This is a genomic window from Pseudoalteromonas sp. HL-AS2 (assembly GCF_031198805.1).
GTDB classification, from domain to species: domain Bacteria; phylum Pseudomonadota; class Gammaproteobacteria; order Enterobacterales; family Alteromonadaceae; genus Pseudoalteromonas; species Pseudoalteromonas nigrifaciens.
This window is the reverse complement of the sequence record NZ_CP133571.1, coordinates 764,580-787,266: the sequence shown is the minus strand read 5'-3', so window position 1 is coordinate 787,266 and position 22,687 is coordinate 764,580. Positions and strand designations below refer to the sequence as shown.

Below are 22,687 nucleotides of genomic sequence, written 5' to 3'. Positions count from 1 at the left end.
TAGGTGATCATAAAACAACTTTAACTAAAACTGAGTTACTCAGTCTCTTTCCATAAAATGTGACAAAAAGGCGCGTCTTTATCACGGCTAATTAAAATTTTAGCGAATAATACATCGTCATTTTCAAATTCTAAGCCTACTAACACCTGCAAAAAATGATCAGCTTCAACTTCTAGAGCAACAAAATCCTGCCATTGCTCATCGGGCTCGCCCTCTTCAATAAAACCAAGTTCTTCTCTGTATTGATTAAAAGTTTCAACGTCTTGCTCATTCAGGTTGCTTGGTGCCAACTCTAAAAAAATATCGTACGCTTGATGAGTTGCTTCTTCTTCTGTGTATAAACGCGGGCCTGACATGAGTAGTTAACCTTTGAGCTTTTAAAGTATGATCATAATACCAAAAGTTATCGTTGTTTTGAGAAAAAAACGCTGAAAAAACTGACTTTCTTCAGTCTCTTAATTGTTATAAGTAAAATCAATCAATTGAGACCTGCCGCTGAGTAATAAATTCATTTTATTTTAGGGTCTGTTGACCTTTGCGGATTAAATTTGTTCAAACTAGGGGCGATTTAATCACGGCGCGAGGTTTGTAACCTAGTGGGCTAAGTAAAAACCGAGCAAAGCTTCCGCGTCCTGCTCACGCCCCTTACCTACATCCATGTAGGCAACAAAGAGTCAATCGCCCCTAGGCAGAACCCTTCGGGCAGCGCATGTTTGGCATTGATGCTACGTTATCGCCTATTTATGGGGAATAACCACACCACATAGGCTCTGCCTTGCCTAAATACCAAACACACTGCTGCAAATTTAACCTTGAAAGATAAACAGACCCTAATCAACCACGCTCACTTTACTTAACTTAAATAACATCATAAGCTCAGGCAACAGGTCAGAGGAGTGCAAAATGATAAAATTAGAAAAACAACAAGGCATTGCAATTGTCACACTAAGCAGAGCTCAAAAACAAAATGCTTTAAGCTTTGCTATGTTTGTTGAGCTTAATAAAATAATAAAAAAGCTTAAAAAAGATCGCAGCATCCGCGCCGTAGTTTTAAAAGGCGATGGCGATCACTTTTGCGCGGGGTTAGATATAGCCGCAGTTATGGCGTCGCCGCTTAATATTATTAAATTATTATTTAAATGGTTACCTGGCAATAAAAATTTAGCCCAGCGGGTAGTATTGGGTTGGCAATCGCTTAGCGTGCCGGTTATTGCCCAAATTAATGGCAACTGCCTTGGCGGTGGATTGCAAATTGCACTCGGCGCTGACTATAGAATAGTGCACCACGATGCCCAATTTGCCATTATGGAAGCGCGTTGGGGGTTATGCCCAGATATGGGGGCTAATGTTGTAATGAGCGGTTTAGTAAAACGCGACCAAGCACTATGGCTTGCCAGCCATGCTGATCCTATAAGTGCACTACAAGCAAAAGAGCTTGGCTTGGTCACTCAAGTAACTGATGACACCGAGGCCGCCACACAAAAAATGTTGGAAATACTATTAGCCCGCTCCCCCGACACTCTGGCGGCAATTAAGCGCGTTACCCAGCAAAGCTATAAAACTCAGCAACGCAACATACTCGCCAAAGAAACCTTTAGCCAAATTAGATTATTACTTAGCCCAAATACCAAAAAGGCAATTGCTAAAGCAAAGGGTAAAACCGATATTCATTATGCCAACCCTAAACGCTGGTAAGATGATGCATGCATAAATAACAGGGATTTGTTAAAGTTAAATTCCTGACTTTCCAATGAGCTCTCTAATGAAATATGTGTTAAGTAGCGCAATTATTTTACTCTGCTTAGCGGCGGCTAAATTCATTATGCACAGTATTGGCGGCAGTTTTCCTGCGCCTTTACTAGCAATGGTTATTTTATTGCTGCTACTGTTAACTGGCATAGTAAAAGAGCATCAATTAAAGCCCTGCGCTTCACCTATTTTAAATATTATGCCCATCTTTTTTATTCCTGCGGGGGTTGGCTTTATTGAGCACCTTGGCTTAATAAAGTCGCATTGGCCTTTTTTAGTTGCCATTGTATTGCTAGTCCCTATTAGTACCTTATTGTTAGTGAGTAGTGTTATTGCCTACTTTAAAGGACGCGTAAATAATGACTGAGCAACTAAAATCGCTAACAACACAACTAACTCCAGATTTATGGTGGCTTAGCGTACCGTTTATTATTGCGCTGTTTTTATTATTAAGGCTACTTAACCAGCGGGTTAAGCATGTTATTTTAAAATCACTTACTAACCCTGTATTTTTAAGTATAGCTATTATTGCTTTACTCTTGGTTAATTTAAACTTGCCTTACACTAAATTTGCTAGCCACAGCCAATTACTAAGTTGGCTGTTAGAGCCCGCTATTGTGGCACTAGCATTACCTTTATATCAGCAGTTTGTTCATGTACGTAAAAACTTACTCTTAATTGTAACCACTTGTAGCTTAGGGATTATTAACGCCACTGTAGTGGCTTTTTTACTCAGCATGATATTTGCTGTACCCACACAACTTAGCGCCTCAGTTGCAGCATTGAGTGTAACAACTCCTATAACGCTAATTGTAACCGAGTCATTAGGCGGTATTGACTCGCTCGCTGCTGCCTTGGTTATTTTTATTGGTTTATTGGGTGCTTTATTTGGCTTTGTACTTTTTAAACTAATTAAAATTTATAACCATGAAGCGCAAGGCGTTGCCATGGGTACTGCCTGTCACGCTATTGGCACCGCAGCAGCATTGGTTGAGCATCCTAAAATAGGTGCATTTTCATCGGTTGCCATGGCATTAAGTGCGCTTTTAACGGCTGTAATAGTACCGTTTTTATATCCAATCTTAGTCAACACTTTGCTATAGTTAGCAAAAATATTTAACAGCCATCTTAAGAGCATATATGATCAGCCCAGAAATAGAACAGTTTGAAAAATACTACGCCATGCTTACCGAGTATTTAGTTACCTATAGCATGCAAATTGTAGGTGCTATTTTCATACTCTTAATTGGCTTATGGGTTGCGCAAAAGCTTGCCAACATAGTGGCTAATTTAATGGCTCGCCATAATATTGACGTCACGTTAACTAACTTTGTGAGTAACCTAGTTAAAGTGTTGCTCATAATAATTGTCATTATTATTGCGCTGGGCAAAATAGGCATTAGTGTTACCCCTTTCGTGGCCGCTATTGGTGCTGCGTCGCTTGGTGCGGGTTTGGCAATGCAAGGTATGTTGTCTAATTATGGTGCTGGCCTTGCTATTATTGCCACTCGCCCTTTTGTGGTTGGCGACACTATAGAGGTTAAAAATGTCAGCGGGCAAGTTAAAGTAATAGAGCTGGGGCATACAGTACTGATTGACGAAGAAAAGGTAGAAATAACCATACCCAATAAGCATATCCTCGGTGAAATACTCCATAACTCGTTTAAGTTTTCATTGGTAAAAGGCGAAATTACCATTGCTTACAGCGCGTGCTCAAATACCGCAGTTAAACTAATTGAAGATGTTGTGAATGGCCATGAGCTTGTGGCTAAAGTGCCCAATGCACAAATTGGTATAGAACGCTTTGCCGACAATGGCGTAACTATTAGCTACCGCTACTGGGTACCAACCACTAAAATAATCGAAACCAAGTTGGCTATTAATGGTGGGGTTTATAGCGCTATGAATAAAGCGAATATTGAAATACCTTTACCGCAGCGCATTGTTAGTATTATTAAAAGTGATTAATTTATAAACCTAAACCGTTTAAAGCGGTTTAGGTTTATCTATACTGGGGTTTAATTCAAGTTTAGGCGCACTCATACCTTTTAGTAATCGGCCAAAAATATCAGCCCCAGTAATAATGCGTTTTTCATCGCCCCATACCAGTACTACATCGTGCTCAATTGCCCCATCGAATGACTTGTCTAATGAATGACTGGCGCGAATTTTTAAAATAACGTCACTTAAGCGCATACTTTCATCGATCACTATTATTGGTCTGTGGCAAAAGTGGTACGGATCAAATGTGTCTGGCTCAAACAAAGCTGCGCGTAAAAAGCCATCCGCATCAACCACTAACAAAGGATCACCGGCCTGATTAGTAATAATTACCCAGTTGTAACCAGACTTGTGCAGTTTGCGTAAAAATTCATTATCGGCACTGAGTGTTAGTTCAGGAAATATTGGTAAATCAAGCTTGGTTGGTAACGCTATGATTGAGTCGGGATCTATCACTTCGCCTTCTTGAGTAACACTTATTTCATCTAAACTAAAAAAGTTAAGTGCACCAATACCTTCTACGTGCTGTACATCGGCTTCTTCAGCTTCTATGTGCTTACGAATAATGCCTCTGAGCTCACTCTCTGCAAAGTAGGTAATACCTTCTTTGCCTAACCAAGCATCGAGTATTAGCCCTGTAGGCTTAGCAACGACATAAAACAGTAATTGATAAAACTTAATTAACGGCGACAACATGCTGGCCATTTTTAACGCATTACGTGAAAAATACGCCTGTGGTGTAATTTCGCCAATAATAGTAATAGCAATAGTTGAGAATAAAAAAGAACTTGCACCCATTAATACCGAGTCAGAAAGTAAGGTCAGCAGTACGTTAATACCTACGTTTCCCCACAAAATAGTCGAGAGTAAAAAGTTTGAATCGTTACGCAGTGCCATTACTTTTATCGCAGCGGCGTTACCTTTACTGCTTTCCATTTCGAGTTGTAATCTACTTAGCGAAAAAAACGCCAAGTTTAAACCCGAAAATATTGCTGACTGCGAAATACACAGTGCAATAGCACACCAAATCATGACATCAAAAGTCATTGTTTTTCCTATTTATTTACGCGTTCCTTGCGATACAAGGCACTATAACAGTAGCAAACTACCTAAACCTAAAAAGGTAACAAAACCAACTATATCGGTTACTGTAGTTAAAATAACTGAGCCCGAAAGCGCTGGATCTATTTTCATTTTATCTAAAATAGAAGGGATCACTACACCGGCTAACGATGCTGCAACTAAGTTAAGCAAAATAGCCACGGTAATAGTAATACTTAGCATAACGTCGTTAAACCACAAAAAGGTCAATGCGCCAATAACAAAAGCCCATACAAAACCATTTACCGCGCCCACTCTTAGCTCTTTTTTAAGTAGCGCTGCGCGGTTAGAGTCGGTTACCTGGCCAAGTGCCAAGCCACGTACAATAACGGTGAGCGTTTGACTCCCGGCAATTCCGCCCATAGAGGCTACTATTGGCATTAATACCGCTAAAGCCACTACTTGCTCTATAGTTGCACCAAACAGGCCAATAAACCACGAGGCTAAAAATGCAGTCGCCAAATTTATACCTAACCAAATACCTCGGTTTTTAGCACTTTTTCGCACACTCGCAAATAAATCTTCGTCTTCACGCAGACCACCCGCTTTAGCGGCAGCCTCGTCGGTTATTTCTTGGCGTAACTCATACGCTGAAGCAATGGTTAAACGGCCCAGTAATTTGTTATCAACATTAACAACCGGCATTGCCATTTTTTCGCTATGAATAACCACTTCCGCAGCTTCGTATAAATCATCATCTGCATGCAGCGATACATAGTCATGGTTTGCTAAAGTAATTAAACTGTCGTTGTCATTGGCTTTTATTAAATCATTAATTGCCACTTCACCAATTAAACTGCCCTTACGGCTCACTAAATAAATAACCTCTGTGAACTGCGGCAACCCTTTATGGAGTAACTTTTTAGCGCCTCCCGCGGTTAACTTTTCAGACACTTTTAAAAAGTCAAAACCTAACCAGTGACCTATTTGCTCAGAAGGGTATTGTTGCGCTAATTCATATTGCTTTGTTTGTGCTTCATCGAGTTGTTTTTTTGCATACTCAACAAATCGCTCAGGAATTACTTCTTCAAGCTCAAGCAGTTCTTCTACATTAACTTCGTCTAATAGTTTAAAACCGTCGCTATCATCTAAAGTTTGCAGTAACCATAAGGTGCTGTCATCGCTTAAATTAACAAATATTTCGTGTTGCGTGTCTTCATCTAACAACTGCCAAATTTCAAGGCGCTGCTCTTTAGGTATTGCTTCAAAAAGCAATGATAAATGCTCAGTTGATAATGTTAATTGTGCGTCTATTAATAACTTATTTTTGCGCTCTGTGGTGTCGCACTGTAATAAGTCATTTATGAGTTGGGGTAGTTTATCAACCGGATACTCAATCATCTTAAGCCTTAAAGTTTAGTAGGTTATATTAATAAATAGTCACTTATTAATATGTATTGCTATTAGTGTAACGTAGCGGGCATAAAATATTGAAAAAATATGCAAACTCATCCGCTTTTTTTCGCATTGTATGCGTAAAAATAACCAGCGGTTAATGTTTTTTTATTATTTTTTAAATTTAATTATACAAGCACAATCACGACTTACTTTTGATATGATTTCAGATGCTTAAGTGTAGGCAATTTCATACATCTTCATTAACTAACCTGAACTCTGGTTAAGAGATTTACTAACATATTGAATCATCGTTATATTTAATTTTATTTTCTCTAGCCAGAGGTTTTCAGTGAAAACAAGGCGAATTTACGCGTCAATAGCTGGCCTATTGCAAGTAAATTCAACGCAGTTAGCGCTGAAAATAGCTGCTTGAGATAAGTTTATTATCCGGAGCTCAGGTTAACTAGGAAGGATTTTTTGCAGCAGGCAAAATAAAAGCCGTAGCTAAAAATTACGGCTTTATAAATGATTAAATTTAAAAATATGTCTTAAATTTTAAACTGCCCTACCAACTCGCCTAAGCTTTCACCACGACCAGCTAAATGTAAACTTACCGATGACGTTGTTTTACTTGACTCTGTTAGCTCATTTACAATTTCTTGAATAGCAAAAACATTACGGTTTATTTCTTCGGTTACACTACTTTGCTCTGTTGCAGCTGTTGCTATTTGGGTACTCATATCGTTTATAGTGGTAACCGATGTAGTAACCGCGCCTAAGCTTTCTGAAATAGCACGTGATGACTCAACTGAGCGATTACAGCTTTGCTGACTTGCTTGCATAGCGTTAACCGCCGCAGTAACTAAGTTATGTAGCTCACTAAGCATTTCGCTAATTTCTAACGTACTTACTTGGGTACGACTTGCTAAGCTTCTTACTTCATCAGCAACTACTGCAAAGCCTCTGCCCTGCTCACCCGCACGAGCCGCTTCAATTGCCGCGTTAAGTGCCAGTAAATTTGTTTGCTCTGCAATACCACCAATAACACTTAATACACTATTAATTTTTTTAGATTGCTCACTTAATGAATCAACCTGTTCTGCAGCTGTATTTATTTCGGCCATTAAGTTTGATACTTCACTTAAAGATATATCAACACATTCTTGCGCTCTTGCTACTTCTTGCGTTGCTGCCTGAGTTGACACCGCAACTTGGGTCGTATTTTGCGCCACTTCGTGAGAGGTTGCAGACATTTCAGTAATCGCGGTCGCGACTAAATCAGTTTCATGATTATGTTTTAATAACTTATCTTCAATCACCAAAGTTTGCGTATTTATATCTGCTGATGCTGTTTTAACATCGTTAGTTACATCAACCACACTGGCTATAATACCGTGCAGTTTACTCACGAATATATTAAACGACTCACCTAATTGGCCAATTTCGTCGTGGCTGTCAATTTCTAAACGTCTAGTTAAGTCGCCTTCACCTTTAGCTATGTCATCAAGGCTTTGCACCATTCTTTGTATTGGTTTAAGCATATGGTTGGCAGCAAATAAAGCACCCGCAATAGTTAATAACAAACAAAAGAACGCAATGATCAATAAGGTGGTTACTTTTTCGTTTATGCTTTTTTGCATAGATAGCTCAAAGCCTTCAAGCTCTGCTTCTATGTCGTCCATATAAGCGCCAGTGCCTAGCATCCAGTTGGTTCCAGGGATCATCGCTGCATAACCAATTTTTTCAACTAAGCCGTTGGTATTTGGTTTTTGAAAATGATAGGTAAATGCTCCGCCACCCTGGCGTGCTTGTGCAAGTAAGCCCACAATGATTTTTTTACCATTGGGATCAGTCATGGCTATTTTGTTTTGCCCTTCTATCGCATCACCTAACATGGCATGAAAAACACTCACGCCATTAGTGTCATAAATAAAGAAATAGCCGTCTTCGCCAAAGGTTAGTTTTCTTAATGCATTTTTAGCATCTTGCTCAGTGCCATTTGCAAGCTGGTGCTGTACTACTTGACTACCAATTTCAATTTCAGTTTTTAATAGCGTTTGTTTATCTTTTAATAACTTACTTTTAAAAGTGTCAAAGCTGTGCTGCTGACTTTGCATTTCTAAATAGTACGAACTTGATAAAAAGCTGACCAATAATAATATTAGCGGCAAAATAGCTAGTAGTAACAATTTGCTTTTCAAGCTTAAATTACTCATTTCTTCTCCAAATAAACACATTGCAAGCTGTAAAAGCCCTACTCTTATTTTGTAACTTAGTCGCTGCAAAATTTATAATTTACTCTAGCCCTCCTTCATCACATAAACGGCTAAGTCTATTCAATTTAGGTAGGTACTTACTTAAAAGTATAACTAATGGCTAGTGATTATAGTCGTAGTTACTTTGGTTTAATACAAAAAGACGCCATTGTCATTAATAAACCTAAGCTGAATAGTAATAAAGTTGCAACTTACTCTTGTATAATTAATAGCCTTTAAAGTAAGCAAAACACCTAATACAGGTAAAATATTTAATTCATTGCCGCAATGATGAGCAGACACAACATAAAATACTACTTACAATATAAACAATTTAAATTTGTTTAGTTTTTTTGCTTTTTGTAACATATAATTAAAGTATTAATACTAAATTCCTATAACAAATCAGGTACAATTATTCTAATTGCACCTTGGCTATTTATTAATTAAAACGAAGGGTTAATGAAGTATTTATTTTTTATACTGCTATTTATCACCGCAAATGTAACTGCTAAACCTGAGACTAATAATAGTATCGCTTTTTATTACTCTGCACCTATGCCCTTAGCTGAAATGACTTTTTATTCGCGTGTAGTAGTGCAACCCGAGCTAATAACCAAGCACGAGCTGAACTGGCTCAAACAGCGTAATATTGCTGTTTATGCTTATTTAAGTGTTGGCGAGTCGTTTTCAAAAAGTGAGTCTTCACTTAGTGTTAATCCTAATTGGAATAGCCATATTAGCGACTTAACTGCAGCGCAGTGGCAACAACATATACAAAATAGTGCGCTATCACTAAAGGCACGTGGCTTTAATGGCTTATTTTTAGATACCCTTGATAGCTACCAGCTATTAGACAAAAAACATAATAAAAGCGCCCAGCAAGCGGGTTTAGTTTTTATTATAGAGCAGTTATCAAACACCTTTAATAAACAACTCATTCTTAATCGTGGTTTTGAGCTTTTACCGCAACTTAAAGGTAGAGCTAACGATCTGGTTGCTGAAGGGTTATTTAGCCACTTTAACCCGCTAGATAACAGCTATAAGTTAACCAATAAAAATGATCAAGCATGGTTAAATGCTCAACTTCATAAAGCGCAAGACCTTGGTTTTAATGTACAAGTAATTGATTATGCAAAACCTAAGCAACGCCTTGCTATGGCGCAAAAAATTATTAATGCCGGTTATACTCCTTGGGTAACTGATGGCCACTTACAAACATGGGGAACATCTAATATAGCCCCAGTTCCACGTCGTATCTTAATTCCGTACAACAGTAATATTGAACCGCTTATATACACTACAGTACATTTAAACCTTGCTACTATGATTGAGTATTTAGGTTATATTCCCGATTATATTAATGTAGCCAAACGCGCTCTACCTGCAGTTGACCCAAGCTTGCACGCCGGTATTATTTCGTGGACTAGTTTTGATACCTTTTACACACCAACTATTACTAATTGGCTTGAAGCAAACTTAGGCGTAGTGCCTGAACTAATTTTAGGTGAACTCCCCTCATCAGCAAATAAGTTAATGTTGAGCCTTGGAGCCGAGCCGTTAGATGTTACACCTTTAGGCCCTTATGAGCTGGAGAGTTTTACCCCTTGGCTAAAAGGTGAATCAAGCATACCGCCAGTTGTAACTAACCCGTACTTTCTTAAATTAGCTGCTAATTCAAAAGCGCTGATTAGTATAAAAGCAGCCGATGGCACATCGCTAGTACAAGGCACTAAAACTAAATATGGTGCGCTAGTAGTGGCTCCATGGTTAATAGACACCTTACCTATGGAAGGTAGCAAGTGGGTAATAGATCCTCGTACCTTACTCACAAAAGCAATGGGCCTGGAACCTATTTTAGTACCCGACACCACTACACAAAGTGGTCGGCGCATGTTAACCATACATATAGATGGCGATGGGTTTACCAGTGTTGCGCATTTTGCAAAAAAGCCTTATTCAGCCGAGGTCATTCTCGACAAAATAATTAAGCACTATAAATTACCTTTAACCTCATCGATTATTCAAGCCGATATTGAGCCCGGCGGTTTACACTCAAAAATGAGCCCTAAGCTTGAGCGCATTGCTCGGGATATATTTAAACTTCCTTATGTTGAAATTGCTTCGCATACTTACAGCCATCCATATTTTTGGACGGCACTTGCCGGGCGTAAAGATATAGACGAGGAAGATACTGATTATGGTTTAAAGCTAGATATACCCGGCTACAATACCATTAGTTTAGAAAAAGAAATTACCGATTCCATTAAATATATTGATGACAAACTAGCCCCAGCAAATAAAAAAACTGTGATTATGCTATGGTCAGGCGATGCAACCCCAGGGCCTAAAGCACTTGAGTTGGCACGTGATGCCGGAGTGCTTAATGTAAATGGCGGTAATACCGACGTAAATGCAGATAACCCAAGCCTAACGCATGTATCGCCTATTGGCCGACCTGAGCGCGATTTGTTGTATCAAATTTACGCGCCAATATTAAATGAAAACGTATACACAAACTTATGGCATGGCCCTTATTACGGTTTTAAACGCTTAACCGAAACCTTCGAAATAACCGAAAAACCATACAGATTAAAACCCTACACTATATATTTTCATTTTTACTCAGGTGAAGTCCCTGCCGGCCTTGATGCACTAAAGCATAATATTGATTATGTTTTGGCAAGACCAAACACCCCAGTGCATTTAAGTCATTACGCTAAAGTAGCAAAAGACTTTTATTTTTCAGCCTTAGCAAAAAATAGCGATGGCCAATGGTTATTTAGCTCTAAAGATATTAAAACCCTACGCGTTCCAGATGTTTTTGACATGCCAAATATTTCCCAAAGTAGTGGCGTGGCTGGAGTTACCCAAAAAGGTGACTATGTGCATGTAGTGAATAATATTGCACAACTTAGTTTTGATCATAGTAAAGAAAATAAAGCCCCCTATTTAGCCTCTGCTAATGTCATTATTGATAATTGGCAAGTAAATGGCCCAGTAAGCTTTACGGCTTGGGTACCGGCAACGCTTGATTTAATCAATGCAGGTGCTTGCGTATTTGTTTCTCATTTAGGTGAGCGATACAAAGGCCTTACACGCGGCGATATTACACAATTTAAAATACCAGCAGGTGACTTTTTTGGTTATCTTAACTGCAACGCAGGGGTTTAATAATGACTAATAAAAAACGCCCTCAGTTAATTTCTTTAAAAACAATTTTAGTTATATTAGCCGTGAGTTGTTTTGCACTTTATGCGTTATTTCCGCGTACTTTGTTTTTTGAAAAAGAAGCTTTATCGCAAGATTACACCTTTGAAAAATCGTATTTAAATGCTGCGCTTAGTACCGATCCTAATAATGAAAAGTTACGTGCAAAGCTAATTGAACTGCACATAAAACTCAGTGAATATGCAGCTGCCACTAGTGAGCTTGAAAAACTACCTAAAAGCGACAAAAAATCACTACTTGAAATTCAGTTAATGTACGCTTTATGGTTAGCAAATGATGCAAAGAAAGATGACCGATTTGAGGAGCTATCGTTAAAAGTAGGTGCGCTAAAAAACTGGAACGAGCAAATACTTAACATAGCTAAAGCCCTTGGTTTACATGCTAAAGTGGCACTTTACTATCAGCAAAATGCACAACCCTTACTCGCTGCCGATTACTGGTTGAGTGCAGGGGAGCCTGCAAAAGCACTCGCAATATATAAAAATAATATTAATGCAGATATTGCGCCTAAAGCCATAACCACTGCACTGGGAGCAAATAACCCTGAGCAAGCCTATGCCTGGTGGAAAATATATGGCGATAGCACAAATATCAAACGCACCCTTTATTTAGCTAACCTAGCCGGTAATACCCAAGATGCCGCCAGTGCTATCGAAAACTTACTCAAGCAAGAGCCAAATAATAACGAATATCTAACTAAGGCAATGTATTTGCGCCTAGCCGATGGTAACACCCTAGGTGCTGAGCAATTATTAACACAGCTATTAATCAATAATCCAAACGATAAAGAGCTACGTTTGCTTAACTGGAAAATGAAACGTTGGCTAAATAAGCCAGAGCAAGCACTTGTAGAATTTAAATGGCTAATGGCCAACCATGCAGTTAACGTTGCCATGCTAACCGACAGCATTAATGACGCCGTGGCGTTATATTTGTACCAAGACGCCAACGATATTTTTCAATATAAAGCGCAAAATAGACAGCTCTCAGATAAGGGCTTCGTTCGTTGGATGCAAACTAATGAGTTTATTGGCAACCCAGAGCAAGAGCTCAATAATATAGAGCGTTTTGAGCAAATTAATGGCAAAAGCTTACTGTCGCAATATTGGAAAGCAAAAGTATTGCACGATACCGGTAACTTAAATGGGTTAAGAGCATTATGGCCTAGCTATAAAGGCCCTAAAAACGAAGAAGATTTATTATGGCTGGCACGCGCATTTTGGCTTGCAGAAGACTATAAAACTGCGCTCACTATTTTGCAGCAAAAACAACAAAGCACCGACGATGAGTTTTGGAGTGCCCGTGTTGATATGGCGTTAAGGCTGCAAAATAAAAAAGAAGAACTATATGCCTATGAGCAATTAAAAGAAATTAGCCCACTGAGTGTTGGTGACATGCAACAGTATCAGCAATTGCGCTTTGAGGGTAACGCCAAAGGCTTGCTTGAATACCTATGGCAACAAGCACCACTGAGTGATAGGCAGCTTATTCAAGTTACGCAACTGAGCGTGCAACTTGGCGACGCTGACTCTATTGCTCGCGTACACAACGAACTTGAAAAACAGCGCTACAATAAACAGCTTTATCCAGCATGGTCTTTACTGTCGAATTGGTATCAAAATCAAAACGATTTAAATTCTGCTTACACCACTCTTAACAGAGCGGCAAAACTCAGTGAATATAACCCTGATGTAGTCCTTGCCCAAGGCTGGTTAGCGCTGCAAATGCACGACACCATAATGATAAAACGTATACTAGCTAACTATTCGCAAACTGAGCCTTCTTATAATTGGGCGCAACTTTTAGCTAGTTTATCTATTTATGAAAGATCGTATAACAGTGCATACTTTTATTTACGCCAATTAGCTATAAGTAACCCAAAAGATTTAACCACCTTAGTTAATTTAGCCGACGTTTTACAGCTGCTTGGCTATAACGCCAATGCCACTGAACTACATCATTACCTATTGCAGCATTTACCTAAAGATAAATACGCTTACCGAGGGCTAATGTACCGCTGGGCGGGCGCTATGGCAGTGCCGCATTTAATGCAATTTAACACTATGGGTGAACTTGCACCCGACACTATTGGTGAGCCTGTTGCAAATTGGTGGCTAGCCAGACGAGCAGCAAAAAACTTAGCGCCTTGGCAAACTCTGCAGTTAAATATGATTAATGGTGAATTTAATAACGTTGAGCAACAGCTCACTGAAAACACTTTAAGTGAGCTTGATCAATTAAATGCATTGCTGTATTTAAAACAACCTTATGCCACCATGCAGCGTTGGTATGAAACGTTAACAAATGAGCCTACAGAGGCGCAAACTAGTTTATTACGCAACGCACGAAATGCTTATTTTAGAGCGCTTGAGGTAAACTTTTCGCCTGAGGCGGGCTTAAACAGCAGTCAATATGATGTAAACGTGTACTTTCCCTATGCAAAAGGCCAATGGAAATTAAGTGTTAGTAGCCAGCAAAACCTTAACAATAATGGCTTACTGTTCGCCATCGAAGATAAAATGACTTGGGGCCGATGGTATTTTGATGCCAAAATTGATACTCACCAAGGCACATTAGCGAGTCGCCAAGGGCTTAGTTTAGATACGCGTTACCAATGGGATTCGCGTACTCAAGTAGGTTTAAAGCTTGAGCATAATGTAGAAAACCGCCAATCTGAAACACTATTAAGTTTTGCCCAATTAGATAAAGCCACCGCATATATAAACTACAATATTGATGGCAGACAAAGCGTGCAACTTTCTGGTTCCGCACTGTCTTTTTCACGTAGAAGTGATAACAGCAGCATAGTAAGCGGGCAAGAATATAATGCCCGATACCAATACAACATTTTAAAAGACCGCCCTGTATGGAGCGCCTACTTTAGCGCGCAATGGCAAGATTTTGACTCTGTAAATACCTTTATTAATAATGAAGCTAATTTATTGCCAATCGATCTTCAGCCTTTTAGGCGTTTAGCCCTAGGCACTTCATTTGCATCTACAGGATCACTAGAGCCACCTTATTTAGGCGCTAGCCCTTCGTGGTTATTTGACATCAGTACAGGCTATCAAACCCTTAACGACACCCTAGATATTTCAGTTTCAAGTGGTGCGGGTTGGTCTATTTTAGGCGATGATTTATTTAGATTACAGCTGGGTTATCAAAGTAGTAATAAAGTGGGTAACTCAGATACACAATTACAATTAGGATATTACGTACATTTTTAATGTTAGGAGAGATTATGTTTCGTTTAGTTATACCGTGTTTGGTATTAGTTTTATCAGCTTGTACAACCAGCCATGTGGCTGATGATGTTGAGCTTAGAGCAACAACAACAGTGGCATTATTACCACTTGTAAATCATGCACAAACACCGCTTGCTGGTGAGCGCGCAGAGGATATTTTAGCCAGTATTTGGCAGCAAAATAAGCTACCTACTTTAATTCGTGCGCCACGCACTAACAATAAAGAACTACCACCGCTAGACGATCAATACCGTGTAGATAACGCAATGCAGTGGCTAAGCACGCAACAAGCTGATTATATTATAAGTGGTAGCATTGAAGAGTGGCGTTATAAAGCAGGACTTGACGGCGAACCTGTGGTTGCTTTAACTCTATCATTAACGGCTAGCGGCCAAACAACACCACTATGGACAGGCACAATTGCTAAAAGTGGTTGGGGACGAGATAGCATTGCTGCGGTAGCCCAAGATGTCATAGCCGATTTACTATCTTACATAGAGGTTAGTGAGTGAAAACACATTTCTTTCGCCCAAGAGAGGTTCCTGAGCTACAGATATGGGCTGAGGTATTTATATTTACCGCGCTGGCTTTAGGGCTACCCGTGCTGTTTAACACAGCGGATCCCTTTTGGACGCAAGGTGGGTTTTCGTGGCCGGTTTTAGGCCCTCTGCTGGTAGCATTACGTTACGGCTTTTCAAAAGGCTTTATTAGCATACTAAGTTTGCTTATTGGCCAACTGCTGCTTGTAGAAACAGATATTTTAACGCCCCAAAGTGACTTTAATATTAACGCTATTTTAGGTTATGTTATTGTCATTATGGTCACTGGCGAGTTTAGAGATGTATGGGATCGCACCAATCAAAGGCAAACTATTCAATTAGAATATGTAACCGAACGATTAGAGGTGTTTACCCGTCAATATCATCTTATTAGCTCCTCGCATGATCGCCTTGAGCAAGTGCTCGCTGGCCATACGCTTAGTTTAAGAGAATCGCTGCAAGCAGTAAGAGAATCTATTGGGCAACTAGAAGAAAGGTGTTTAGATAAAGCCGCACAAAGTATTTTAAATTTATTTGTTGAATACGGAACATTAGAAAAAGCGGGTATATACAAGGTTGAAAACAACATCATTGTAGAACCGCCACTTGCTGCTATTGGTAAAATGAATACAGTATCCATGTCAGATCCGCTTGTCAGTGCTATGTTTGCAGAAAACGAATTAGTATCGGTAAAAGACGTAAAAGCCTCTTTAGGTGTAAGTCAGTACCATATTGCGATTCCAATTACAGATATTAGCGACACAGTTTATGGGGTTATATTAGTCGAAAAAGTGCAATTTTTTGCTCTTAAAAACACCACACTTACCTTGCTTGCTGTTATGGCTGGACACATTGGTGACTTACTCCGTCACGAAATAACTAATCCGGTAATGCAAGCCAATGAAGCGCCCTACTTTATTAAACAAGTAAAACGTGCAAATAAAGAGGCTAAACGCTATAAAATCCCATCGCATTTATTAAAAATAACAGCTACAAATATTAATCCTGAATCGCGTCAACTTATGAAATATTTAAGCGAAGCCCGCCGTGGTTTAGACATTTATTTGTATAACAACGAAAAACAAACATTACTGCTACTTATGCCTTTGGCTGATGAACTTGAAAAAGCAGGATTCATTGCCCGCTTAAATAGTTGGAGCAAAGGACGTACTGGCAAAAATCTAACTGATTTAGGTATTGTTATCGAGCAACAAATAGCATTGCCTATTAATAATGACGATTTAAAAAGATTGGTCGCATTTCATGATTAAAATTATCATTGCAGCCATCTTAGGGTGTATATGCGAGTATTTTGCATTACTGCAAATACTCGACACTCCCAACTGGCTAATTGTTACTTTACTCCATGCATTAGCTAGCCTTTTTTATGCTTTTATTAGCTATACACTCATTCCTGTAAAATACAAAACAACCCCATTTAGCAGTGTTTTGTTTTTATTTTTATTACTGCTTTCACTGCCCATACTTGGCATTATAGGTGTTGTATTTGCATTAAGCTTTGCCCTATGTAAACCAATCAAAAATGACGACATTGAAATAGAAGAACATAAAATCCCAGCCCTTCCCTTTGAAGCTAAAATGACTTCGGCAAATCCGTCTTATTCTATTGGTGGCTTAAAAGCTATTTTAAAACACGCCAGTGAGCCTAATAAGCGTTTAAGTGCTGTAATGTCTGCACGTCACATGAGTGACGCACGCGCTATTCCTATTTTAAAACTTGCACTTAAAGATCTAGAAGATGATATTCGTTTACTTGCTTATTCAACACTGGATGGTAAAGAAACTAAAATAAACGAAAAAATAAGCCAATATCAGCAAGAAATCACCTTAACAAGCACGCAACCCGAACTAGGTAAATTGCAAGGGCAACTAGCTGAGCTGTACTGGGAGCTAAGTTATTTAGGCTTAGCCCAAGGCGCGCTAAAATCCTACGTACTAGAAAAAGCAGAGCTACTGGCTCTGCAAAGTGTTGAGCATGTAAAAGCCCCTGCTACCTTTGTGTTATTAGGCCGTATTTGTTTATCGCTAAACAAATATCCGCAAGCACTAACGCACTTAACACACGCTACAGAATTTGGCATGGCGCAGCGCCATGTATTGCCATATAAAGCTGAAGTCGCTTTTTACATGGGCCTATTAGATGATTGTAAGCGCTATTTAAATGAGCTCCCTAAACAACCTGAAGGTAGCGAACTACGCCATTTACAGGAGTACTGGCATGGCTGAAAAGAATGCTGACATATTACTACTTTTAGAAGGTACCTACCCATATGTACGCGGTGGCGTATCAAGTTGGGTGCATCAAATAATTGAAGGCTTACCACATTATAATTTTGAGTTGGTATTTTTGGGTGGAGCACCTGAGCACTACGGCGAAATTCAATACCAGCTACCTGATAATGTGACTAAATTACATGTTCATTATTTAATTGAAAATAATACCACTGAAATAAAAGCGAAGCATGGCACTAAATACAAGCAAGAACTGTTTGATTTTTGGCAACAGCTGCAAAGCTACTTTCGTGACTGTAACGACCCTATACCCACTGAGTTATTAAAATTTGCTTTTGAAACACTCGGCAAAAAAGATGGCATTAATGCAGCCGATTTTTTATATAGTGAGTCATCTTGGCAAGCCCTTTCAAAATACTATTTAAGCTATTGTGATGAATCGTCATTTATCGACTTTTTTTGGTCATATCGTAATTTATATAAGCCGTTATTTAAAATAGCAGAAATTGCTAGGGGCCTGCCAAAAGTTAAACTAATTCATTCTATATCAACAGGCTACGCCGGTATTTTAGGCTCTGGCGCCAGTGCAATAAGTGGTACGCCTTTTTTACTTACCGAGCATGGTATATACACAAAAGAGCGTAAAATTGATTTAATTCAAGCAAGCTGGATCAAAGATTCGGAGCAGAGCTTAGGTAAAAATTTAAATACCGAAATGGGCTTTATTAGGCGTATGTGGATCAACTTTTTTGAGCAAATTGGCCGTACAACGTACCAGCAAGCGACTAAAATTATTTCTTTGTACGATGGTAATATGCAACGCCAAATTAAAGATGGCGCAGAGCCGGCAAAAACGCTTGTGGTACCTAATGGCATTAAAACAGTGCGTTTTAAACAAGCCCTGTTACAACGCCCAGAAAAAACGCCAATGGTAGTAGGTTTAATTGGTCGTGTTGTGCCTATTAAGGATATAAAAACCTTTATACGCGCAATTAAAGAAGCACAATCTATTATACCCACCCTAGAGGGCTGGATAATTGGCCCTTTTGAGGAAGATCCAAAATATTATCAAGAATGCCAGTTATTGGTCGACAGCTTAGATTTAATCGACAATGTGAAATTTTTAGGCATGCAAAACATTGCTGAAATACTGCCTAAGTTAGGCGTTGTAGCACTCACCTCAATATCTGAGGCGCAGCCTTTGGTACTACTAGAAGCAATGGCAGCTGGCGTGCCTGTATTAGCCAGTGATGTAGGTTCTTGCCGCGAAATAATAGAAGGCGCAACCGCACAAGACAAAGCCTTTGGCAAAGCTGGCGAAGTGGTAGCAATAGCCTCACCTAGCGACACTGCTCAGCAAATAGTAAATATATTGCAAAACGAGCAAAGATGGCGCGAATATCAAAAAAGTGGCCTTGAACGGGTACAAAAATTTTATGATGAGAGCCATATGTTTGCTCGTTACGATAAACTTTATAAGGACACAATGGCATGGCCGGAATAGGTTTTGAGATACGTAAGATTCTCAAAAAAAACACCCTGCTTTCAGTATTTGAAGCTTACGGCTACGCTGGATTAATTGGCTCAGGCCCTTGGTTACTATCTATTATTGCTTTAATGCTTATTGGTATTTTAAGCTTGGGCATTGTGCTACCAAAAGTACTGATCATTCAGTTTTTAACCCTAGTTACCTACATGATGGCCGCCTCGCTTATTTTAACTGGCGGCTTACAGCTATTATTAACGCGTTTTATTGCCGACCTACTTTTTACTAAAGATGATGGTCAAATACTGCCTAATCTACTTGGCGCGCAATTAGTTACCACCATAGCTGCGTTACTCGTTGGCCTTGCTGTGTGGCCATTATTGCCACTGCCAGTAGTGACTAAATTAATTATTTTAGGTGCATTTGTCGGCTTATGTAATCAGTGGCTCGGGGCTATATTTTTATCGGGTATGAAAGAGTACCGGCTCATTTTAGTTACTATGCTTAGTGGCTATTCTTTTATGGTATTACTGGCATATTTACTAAGAGATTGGCAATTAGATGGATTGTTTTTTGCTTTTTTTGCTGGCGAAGCGCTGTTATTTTTTAGCTTTTTATTTATGATTATTCGCCGCTACCCTGGTGATAAGTTAATTAGCTTTGATTTTTTAAATAATAAAAAAGTGTATTACAGCCTGTTCTTTTGTGGCTTGTTTTACAATATAGGTGTTTGGGCTGATAAAATTATTTTTTGGTACTCTCCTAGTACTTCAATAGAAATTATCGGCACTCTCAGGGCAAGTCCTATTTACGACTTACCCATATTTTTAGCCTACTTGTCTATTATTCCTGGTATGGCCGTGTTTTTAGTAAGAATGGAAACCGACTTTGTAGAGGAGTACGACCGTTTTTACACTGCAATACGCGAAGGTGCCTCTTTAAATGAAATTTATCTATTAAAAGATAATATGATACAAACTGCTCAAGGTGGTTTATACGATATATTTAAAATTCAGGGTATTACTGTAGCTTGCTTATTACTTTGGGGTGAGCAAATACTCACTTTTATAGGCATAGATCCTAACTACAAAACCTTATTATTTATCGATGTAGTGGGTGTGGGTGTACAGGTTATCTTTTTATCAATACTCAATATTTTATTTTATTTAGATAAACGTTTTACTGTGCTGGTACTCGCAGCAATATTTTTAGTCGTAAATGTTGTTTTTACCTATTTATCGGTTGCACTTGGACCACAGTTTTATGGCTATGGCTTTGCATTTGCAACAATTATTAGCTCGGTTGTGGGTTTGTTTTGGTTATCTAAACAGTTTGAAGATTTAGAATACGAAACCTTTATGCTGCAATAATAAACGCTTAACATTTCAGGCTATTTGCTTAGACCAAGCTTATAATGCCAAAACTAATAAATAAGTGTAATAAACATAAATTGCTTATTACACTTATTTCTCCCAATAAAATTCTTTTATAAAGGAATATTCAATGGCTTTTGATTATGGATCGATTGATCTTGGACTTAAAAACCCCTTCAAGCTTGAAGGTAAAGTAACCGCACTAAGAGGTGCTATAGAGTCAATTACCGGCATTACGCTGCTTGTTGTTGCTGCAGGGTTAGTTAAAGAAGATGCAACTGCTGGGTGGATCTTGATGCTTTTTGGGATGATTATTTTAGGGTTTGGCATTGCTTCACTCTCAACAGGTATTTATGCCACACTAAAATACTTTGTTGGCCGTAATCACCCTACGTCACTGGCTTATAACTACAGTAAATCGCAAAGCTCTACCGCAAAAGAAGAAAAAAAAGAAGTTGCCTATAACGACCAAAAACTAGAAGAAATGCTTATGGGTCGTAAAAACATTACTTTTAAAGAGCCTAAAGGCTTTTTATCTCGCTTGTTGCATAGCCTTATTCCTAAACTAATGTTTTTACCCTACCCAATGCGTAATATTGCCCAGCAATTATTTGGCTCATGGGTAAGTACCTTTGTGGCACTTATTGCGTATGGACTGGTAGCTTTTGTATCTTTGTCGGGCTTTACCGGTGAAGCAGGCGAATTAGCATTTCCCATATACAGTAGCATTTTAATGTTTTATGTATTGTTCTCATGGCGCTCGGCAGGTAAACCAACCACTCGCAATGCTGCAAGAGAAATTGAACCACTTGGTGGTGGTGCACTGGCTAAAATTATTTCGCTATCGTTTATTTTACCCATTATTATTGGCCTTTCTATGTCGTGGTTAATGCAAGAACAACACATTAGTAAAGCGCAAATAGATGTTTGGTTTGAACAATTACCCAATCTACACGCGGGTATGTATTTAGTCGCTATTATTATTTTAGCCACCTTGAGCTGCGCACTGGTTTTTACTATGTTAAAAGCACGATTAAATACCATAACACCAAGCACTGAGGTATCTGAGCTGCGCGAAAACTGGCAAGAATCTGTACACCCTACTGAAATTTTTATTAATTTAGATAACCTAGTAATGGCTAACCGTCGTTATAAAGAAGTGCCTAATCGCGTATACCGCGAGCTCAACCCACAACTGCAAGAGCAAGTAGAAGGTAAAGGCGGCTTTAAAGGCGAAATAATTCAAGAAATACAACCTAAACTACATGAGCTAGATTTAGGTAAAGGTTTTAGTATGGCTAGATTATTGGCGCTACTTAGTGGTAATTTTCTGTATTTAATCGCGCTTATTTTCACGGTATTATTAGCCTACTCTTTCATCGATATTTATCGTTATATTGATAGCGCAAATATCAATTCAATAGAGCAAGCACTTAATAATCGTCATATTTCACCTATCAGCGAGCTAGTAATGGCAAGCGTACACTTATTACTGATAGGTGTATTAATTAAAGCCTTTGCTCAGCTATTAAGTAGCAATGCACATTTGTTTTTTGCTGAAATGCAATTTGAATCACTTCTGGTCTATTTTAAATGTGAAGGTACATTTACTGAGTCTAAAATATCAACCGGTACAGGTATTCACGACAGCACTCGCTCTGAAAACACCTTAGTACGTAGCAGCATTACCCCTTGGGTTATTGTTTCGCGAATAGTAACCACCACTTTTGCAGCAACAGGTATGAAAAATCTTGAGCATCCACGCCATATTATGGAAATGCACAAAGACGAAGGTCAGTTACAAGCAATTAAAAACGATGTGATTGCGTTCTTAAAAGATCGCGAGTCAATAGCCTCAATTACCAGTGAGCGTGATTTAGGTAACGCGTCGCAAATTCATCAGCTTAATCAGCAAACACGCGCTATGCCAACACAACAAAGCGCAATTACAAAAAATGATGAAGAAGCCGCCGGCTTTATCAGACAACAAGATGATTTAGCCTCAGAAACCAAGTCATAACACAGTAACTTAATTATATATCAATGCCACTGGCAATCAGTGGCATTTTTAACAGCAACTATACCTTTTTAAACCCCAGTTAACTTTGCTCACTTT

General features: G+C 38.9%; 16 protein-coding genes. 12 read left to right on the top strand and 4 right to left on the bottom strand.

Going from position 1 to position 22,687, the window contains the following annotated elements; genetic code table 11:
• Positions 1 to 35 precede the first annotated feature (35 nt).
• Positions 36 to 356, bottom strand: a complete 321-nt coding sequence (locus tag RB215_RS03700) for an HI1450 family dsDNA-mimic protein (protein ID WP_011327414.1) — start codon at positions 354 to 356, stop codon at positions 36 to 38.
• Positions 357 to 903: 547 nt separating this feature from the next.
• On the opposite strand from RB215_RS03700, the gene RB215_RS03695 reads away from it, so the two are divergent.
• The 4 genes from RB215_RS03695 (at position 904) to RB215_RS03680 (ending at position 3,717) form a co-directional block, all read left to right on the top strand.
• Positions 904 to 1,695, top strand: coding sequence for a crotonase/enoyl-CoA hydratase family protein (locus tag RB215_RS03695; RefSeq protein ID WP_089367841.1), 792 nt, complete (start codon positions 904 to 906; stop codon positions 1,693 to 1,695).
• Between the two features lie 67 nt (positions 1,696 to 1,762).
• The gene (locus RB215_RS03690; RefSeq protein WP_011327412.1) at positions 1,763 to 2,116 is read left to right on the top strand and encodes a CidA/LrgA family protein; all 354 of its coding nucleotides are present in this window, start codon (positions 1,763 to 1,765) and stop codon (positions 2,114 to 2,116) included.
• On the top strand, positions 2,109 to 2,852 hold the full coding sequence (locus tag RB215_RS03685; protein WP_086995023.1) for an LrgB family protein: 744 nt from the start codon (positions 2,109 to 2,111) through the stop codon (positions 2,850 to 2,852). Before RB215_RS03690 ends, RB215_RS03685 begins: the two co-directional genes overlap by 8 nt.
• Positions 2,853 to 2,889: 37 nt before the next feature.
• A complete protein-coding gene (locus RB215_RS03680) occupies positions 2,890 to 3,717 on the top strand; it encodes a mechanosensitive ion channel family protein (protein WP_309216900.1) in 828 nt (275 codons plus the stop codon).
• A gap of 18 nt (positions 3,718 to 3,735) precedes the next feature.
• On the opposite strand, the gene RB215_RS03675 is transcribed toward RB215_RS03680, so the two are convergent.
• The 3 genes from RB215_RS03675 to RB215_RS03665 form a co-directional block, all read right to left on the bottom strand.
• The gene (locus RB215_RS03675; protein ID WP_182684605.1) at positions 3,736 to 4,797 is read right to left on the bottom strand and encodes a DUF21 domain-containing protein; all 1,062 of its coding nucleotides are present in this window, start codon (positions 4,795 to 4,797) and stop codon (positions 3,736 to 3,738) included.
• 42 nt (positions 4,798 to 4,839) lie between these two features.
• On the bottom strand, positions 4,840 to 6,192 hold the full coding sequence (locus RB215_RS03670; RefSeq protein ID WP_011327408.1) for a magnesium transporter: 1,353 nt from the start codon (positions 6,190 to 6,192) through the stop codon (positions 4,840 to 4,842).
• Positions 6,193 to 6,737: 545 nt separating this feature from the next.
• Positions 6,738 to 8,405 carry a methyl-accepting chemotaxis protein gene (locus tag RB215_RS03665; RefSeq protein ID WP_309216898.1) on the bottom strand — a complete coding sequence of 556 codons (1,668 nt, stop codon included), beginning with the start codon at positions 8,403 to 8,405 and terminating at the stop codon, positions 6,738 to 6,740.
• Between the two features lie 501 nt (positions 8,406 to 8,906).
• Here RB215_RS03665 and RB215_RS03660 point away from each other — a divergent pair.
• The 8 genes from RB215_RS03660 to RB215_RS03625 all read left to right on the top strand — a co-directional run bounded on the left by RB215_RS03660 (position 8,907) and on the right by RB215_RS03625 (position 22,591).
• Entirely contained in the window at positions 8,907 to 11,618 is a 2,712-nt protein-coding gene (locus RB215_RS03660) for an endo alpha-1,4 polygalactosaminidase (RefSeq protein WP_309216897.1), read from the top strand.
• Between the two features lie 2 nt (positions 11,619 to 11,620).
• Positions 11,621 to 14,902 (top strand): tetratricopeptide repeat protein, encoded by a 3,282-nt coding sequence (locus RB215_RS03655; protein ID WP_309216895.1) that lies wholly within the window; start codon positions 11,621 to 11,623, stop codon positions 14,900 to 14,902.
• 14 nt (positions 14,903 to 14,916) lie between these two features.
• A complete protein-coding gene (locus tag RB215_RS03650) occupies positions 14,917 to 15,432 on the top strand; it encodes a protein PelC (protein ID WP_182683784.1) in 516 nt (171 codons plus the stop codon).
• Positions 15,429 to 16,730, top strand: a complete 1,302-nt coding sequence (locus tag RB215_RS03645; RefSeq protein ID WP_309216894.1) for a PelD GGDEF domain-containing protein — start codon at positions 15,429 to 15,431, stop codon at positions 16,728 to 16,730. The genes RB215_RS03650 and RB215_RS03645 overlap by 4 nt, the downstream gene beginning before the upstream one ends.
• A complete protein-coding gene (locus tag RB215_RS03640; protein WP_011327402.1) occupies positions 16,723 to 17,706 on the top strand; it encodes a HEAT repeat domain-containing protein in 984 nt (327 codons plus the stop codon). The genes RB215_RS03645 and RB215_RS03640 overlap by 8 nt, the downstream gene beginning before the upstream one ends.
• Positions 17,699 to 19,216, top strand: coding sequence for a GT4 family glycosyltransferase PelF (pelF, locus tag RB215_RS03635; RefSeq protein WP_011327401.1), 1,518 nt, complete (start codon positions 17,699 to 17,701; stop codon positions 19,214 to 19,216). The genes RB215_RS03640 and pelF overlap by 8 nt, the downstream gene beginning before the upstream one ends.
• Positions 19,204 to 20,568, top strand: coding sequence for an exopolysaccharide Pel transporter PelG (gene pelG, locus RB215_RS03630; RefSeq protein ID WP_011327400.1), 1,365 nt, complete (start codon positions 19,204 to 19,206; stop codon positions 20,566 to 20,568). Before pelF ends, pelG begins: the two co-directional genes overlap by 13 nt.
• 133 nt (positions 20,569 to 20,701) lie before the next feature.
• A complete protein-coding gene (locus RB215_RS03625) occupies positions 20,702 to 22,591 on the top strand; it encodes a hypothetical protein (RefSeq protein ID WP_309216893.1) in 1,890 nt (629 codons plus the stop codon).
• Positions 22,592 to 22,687: the final 96 nt, after the last annotated feature.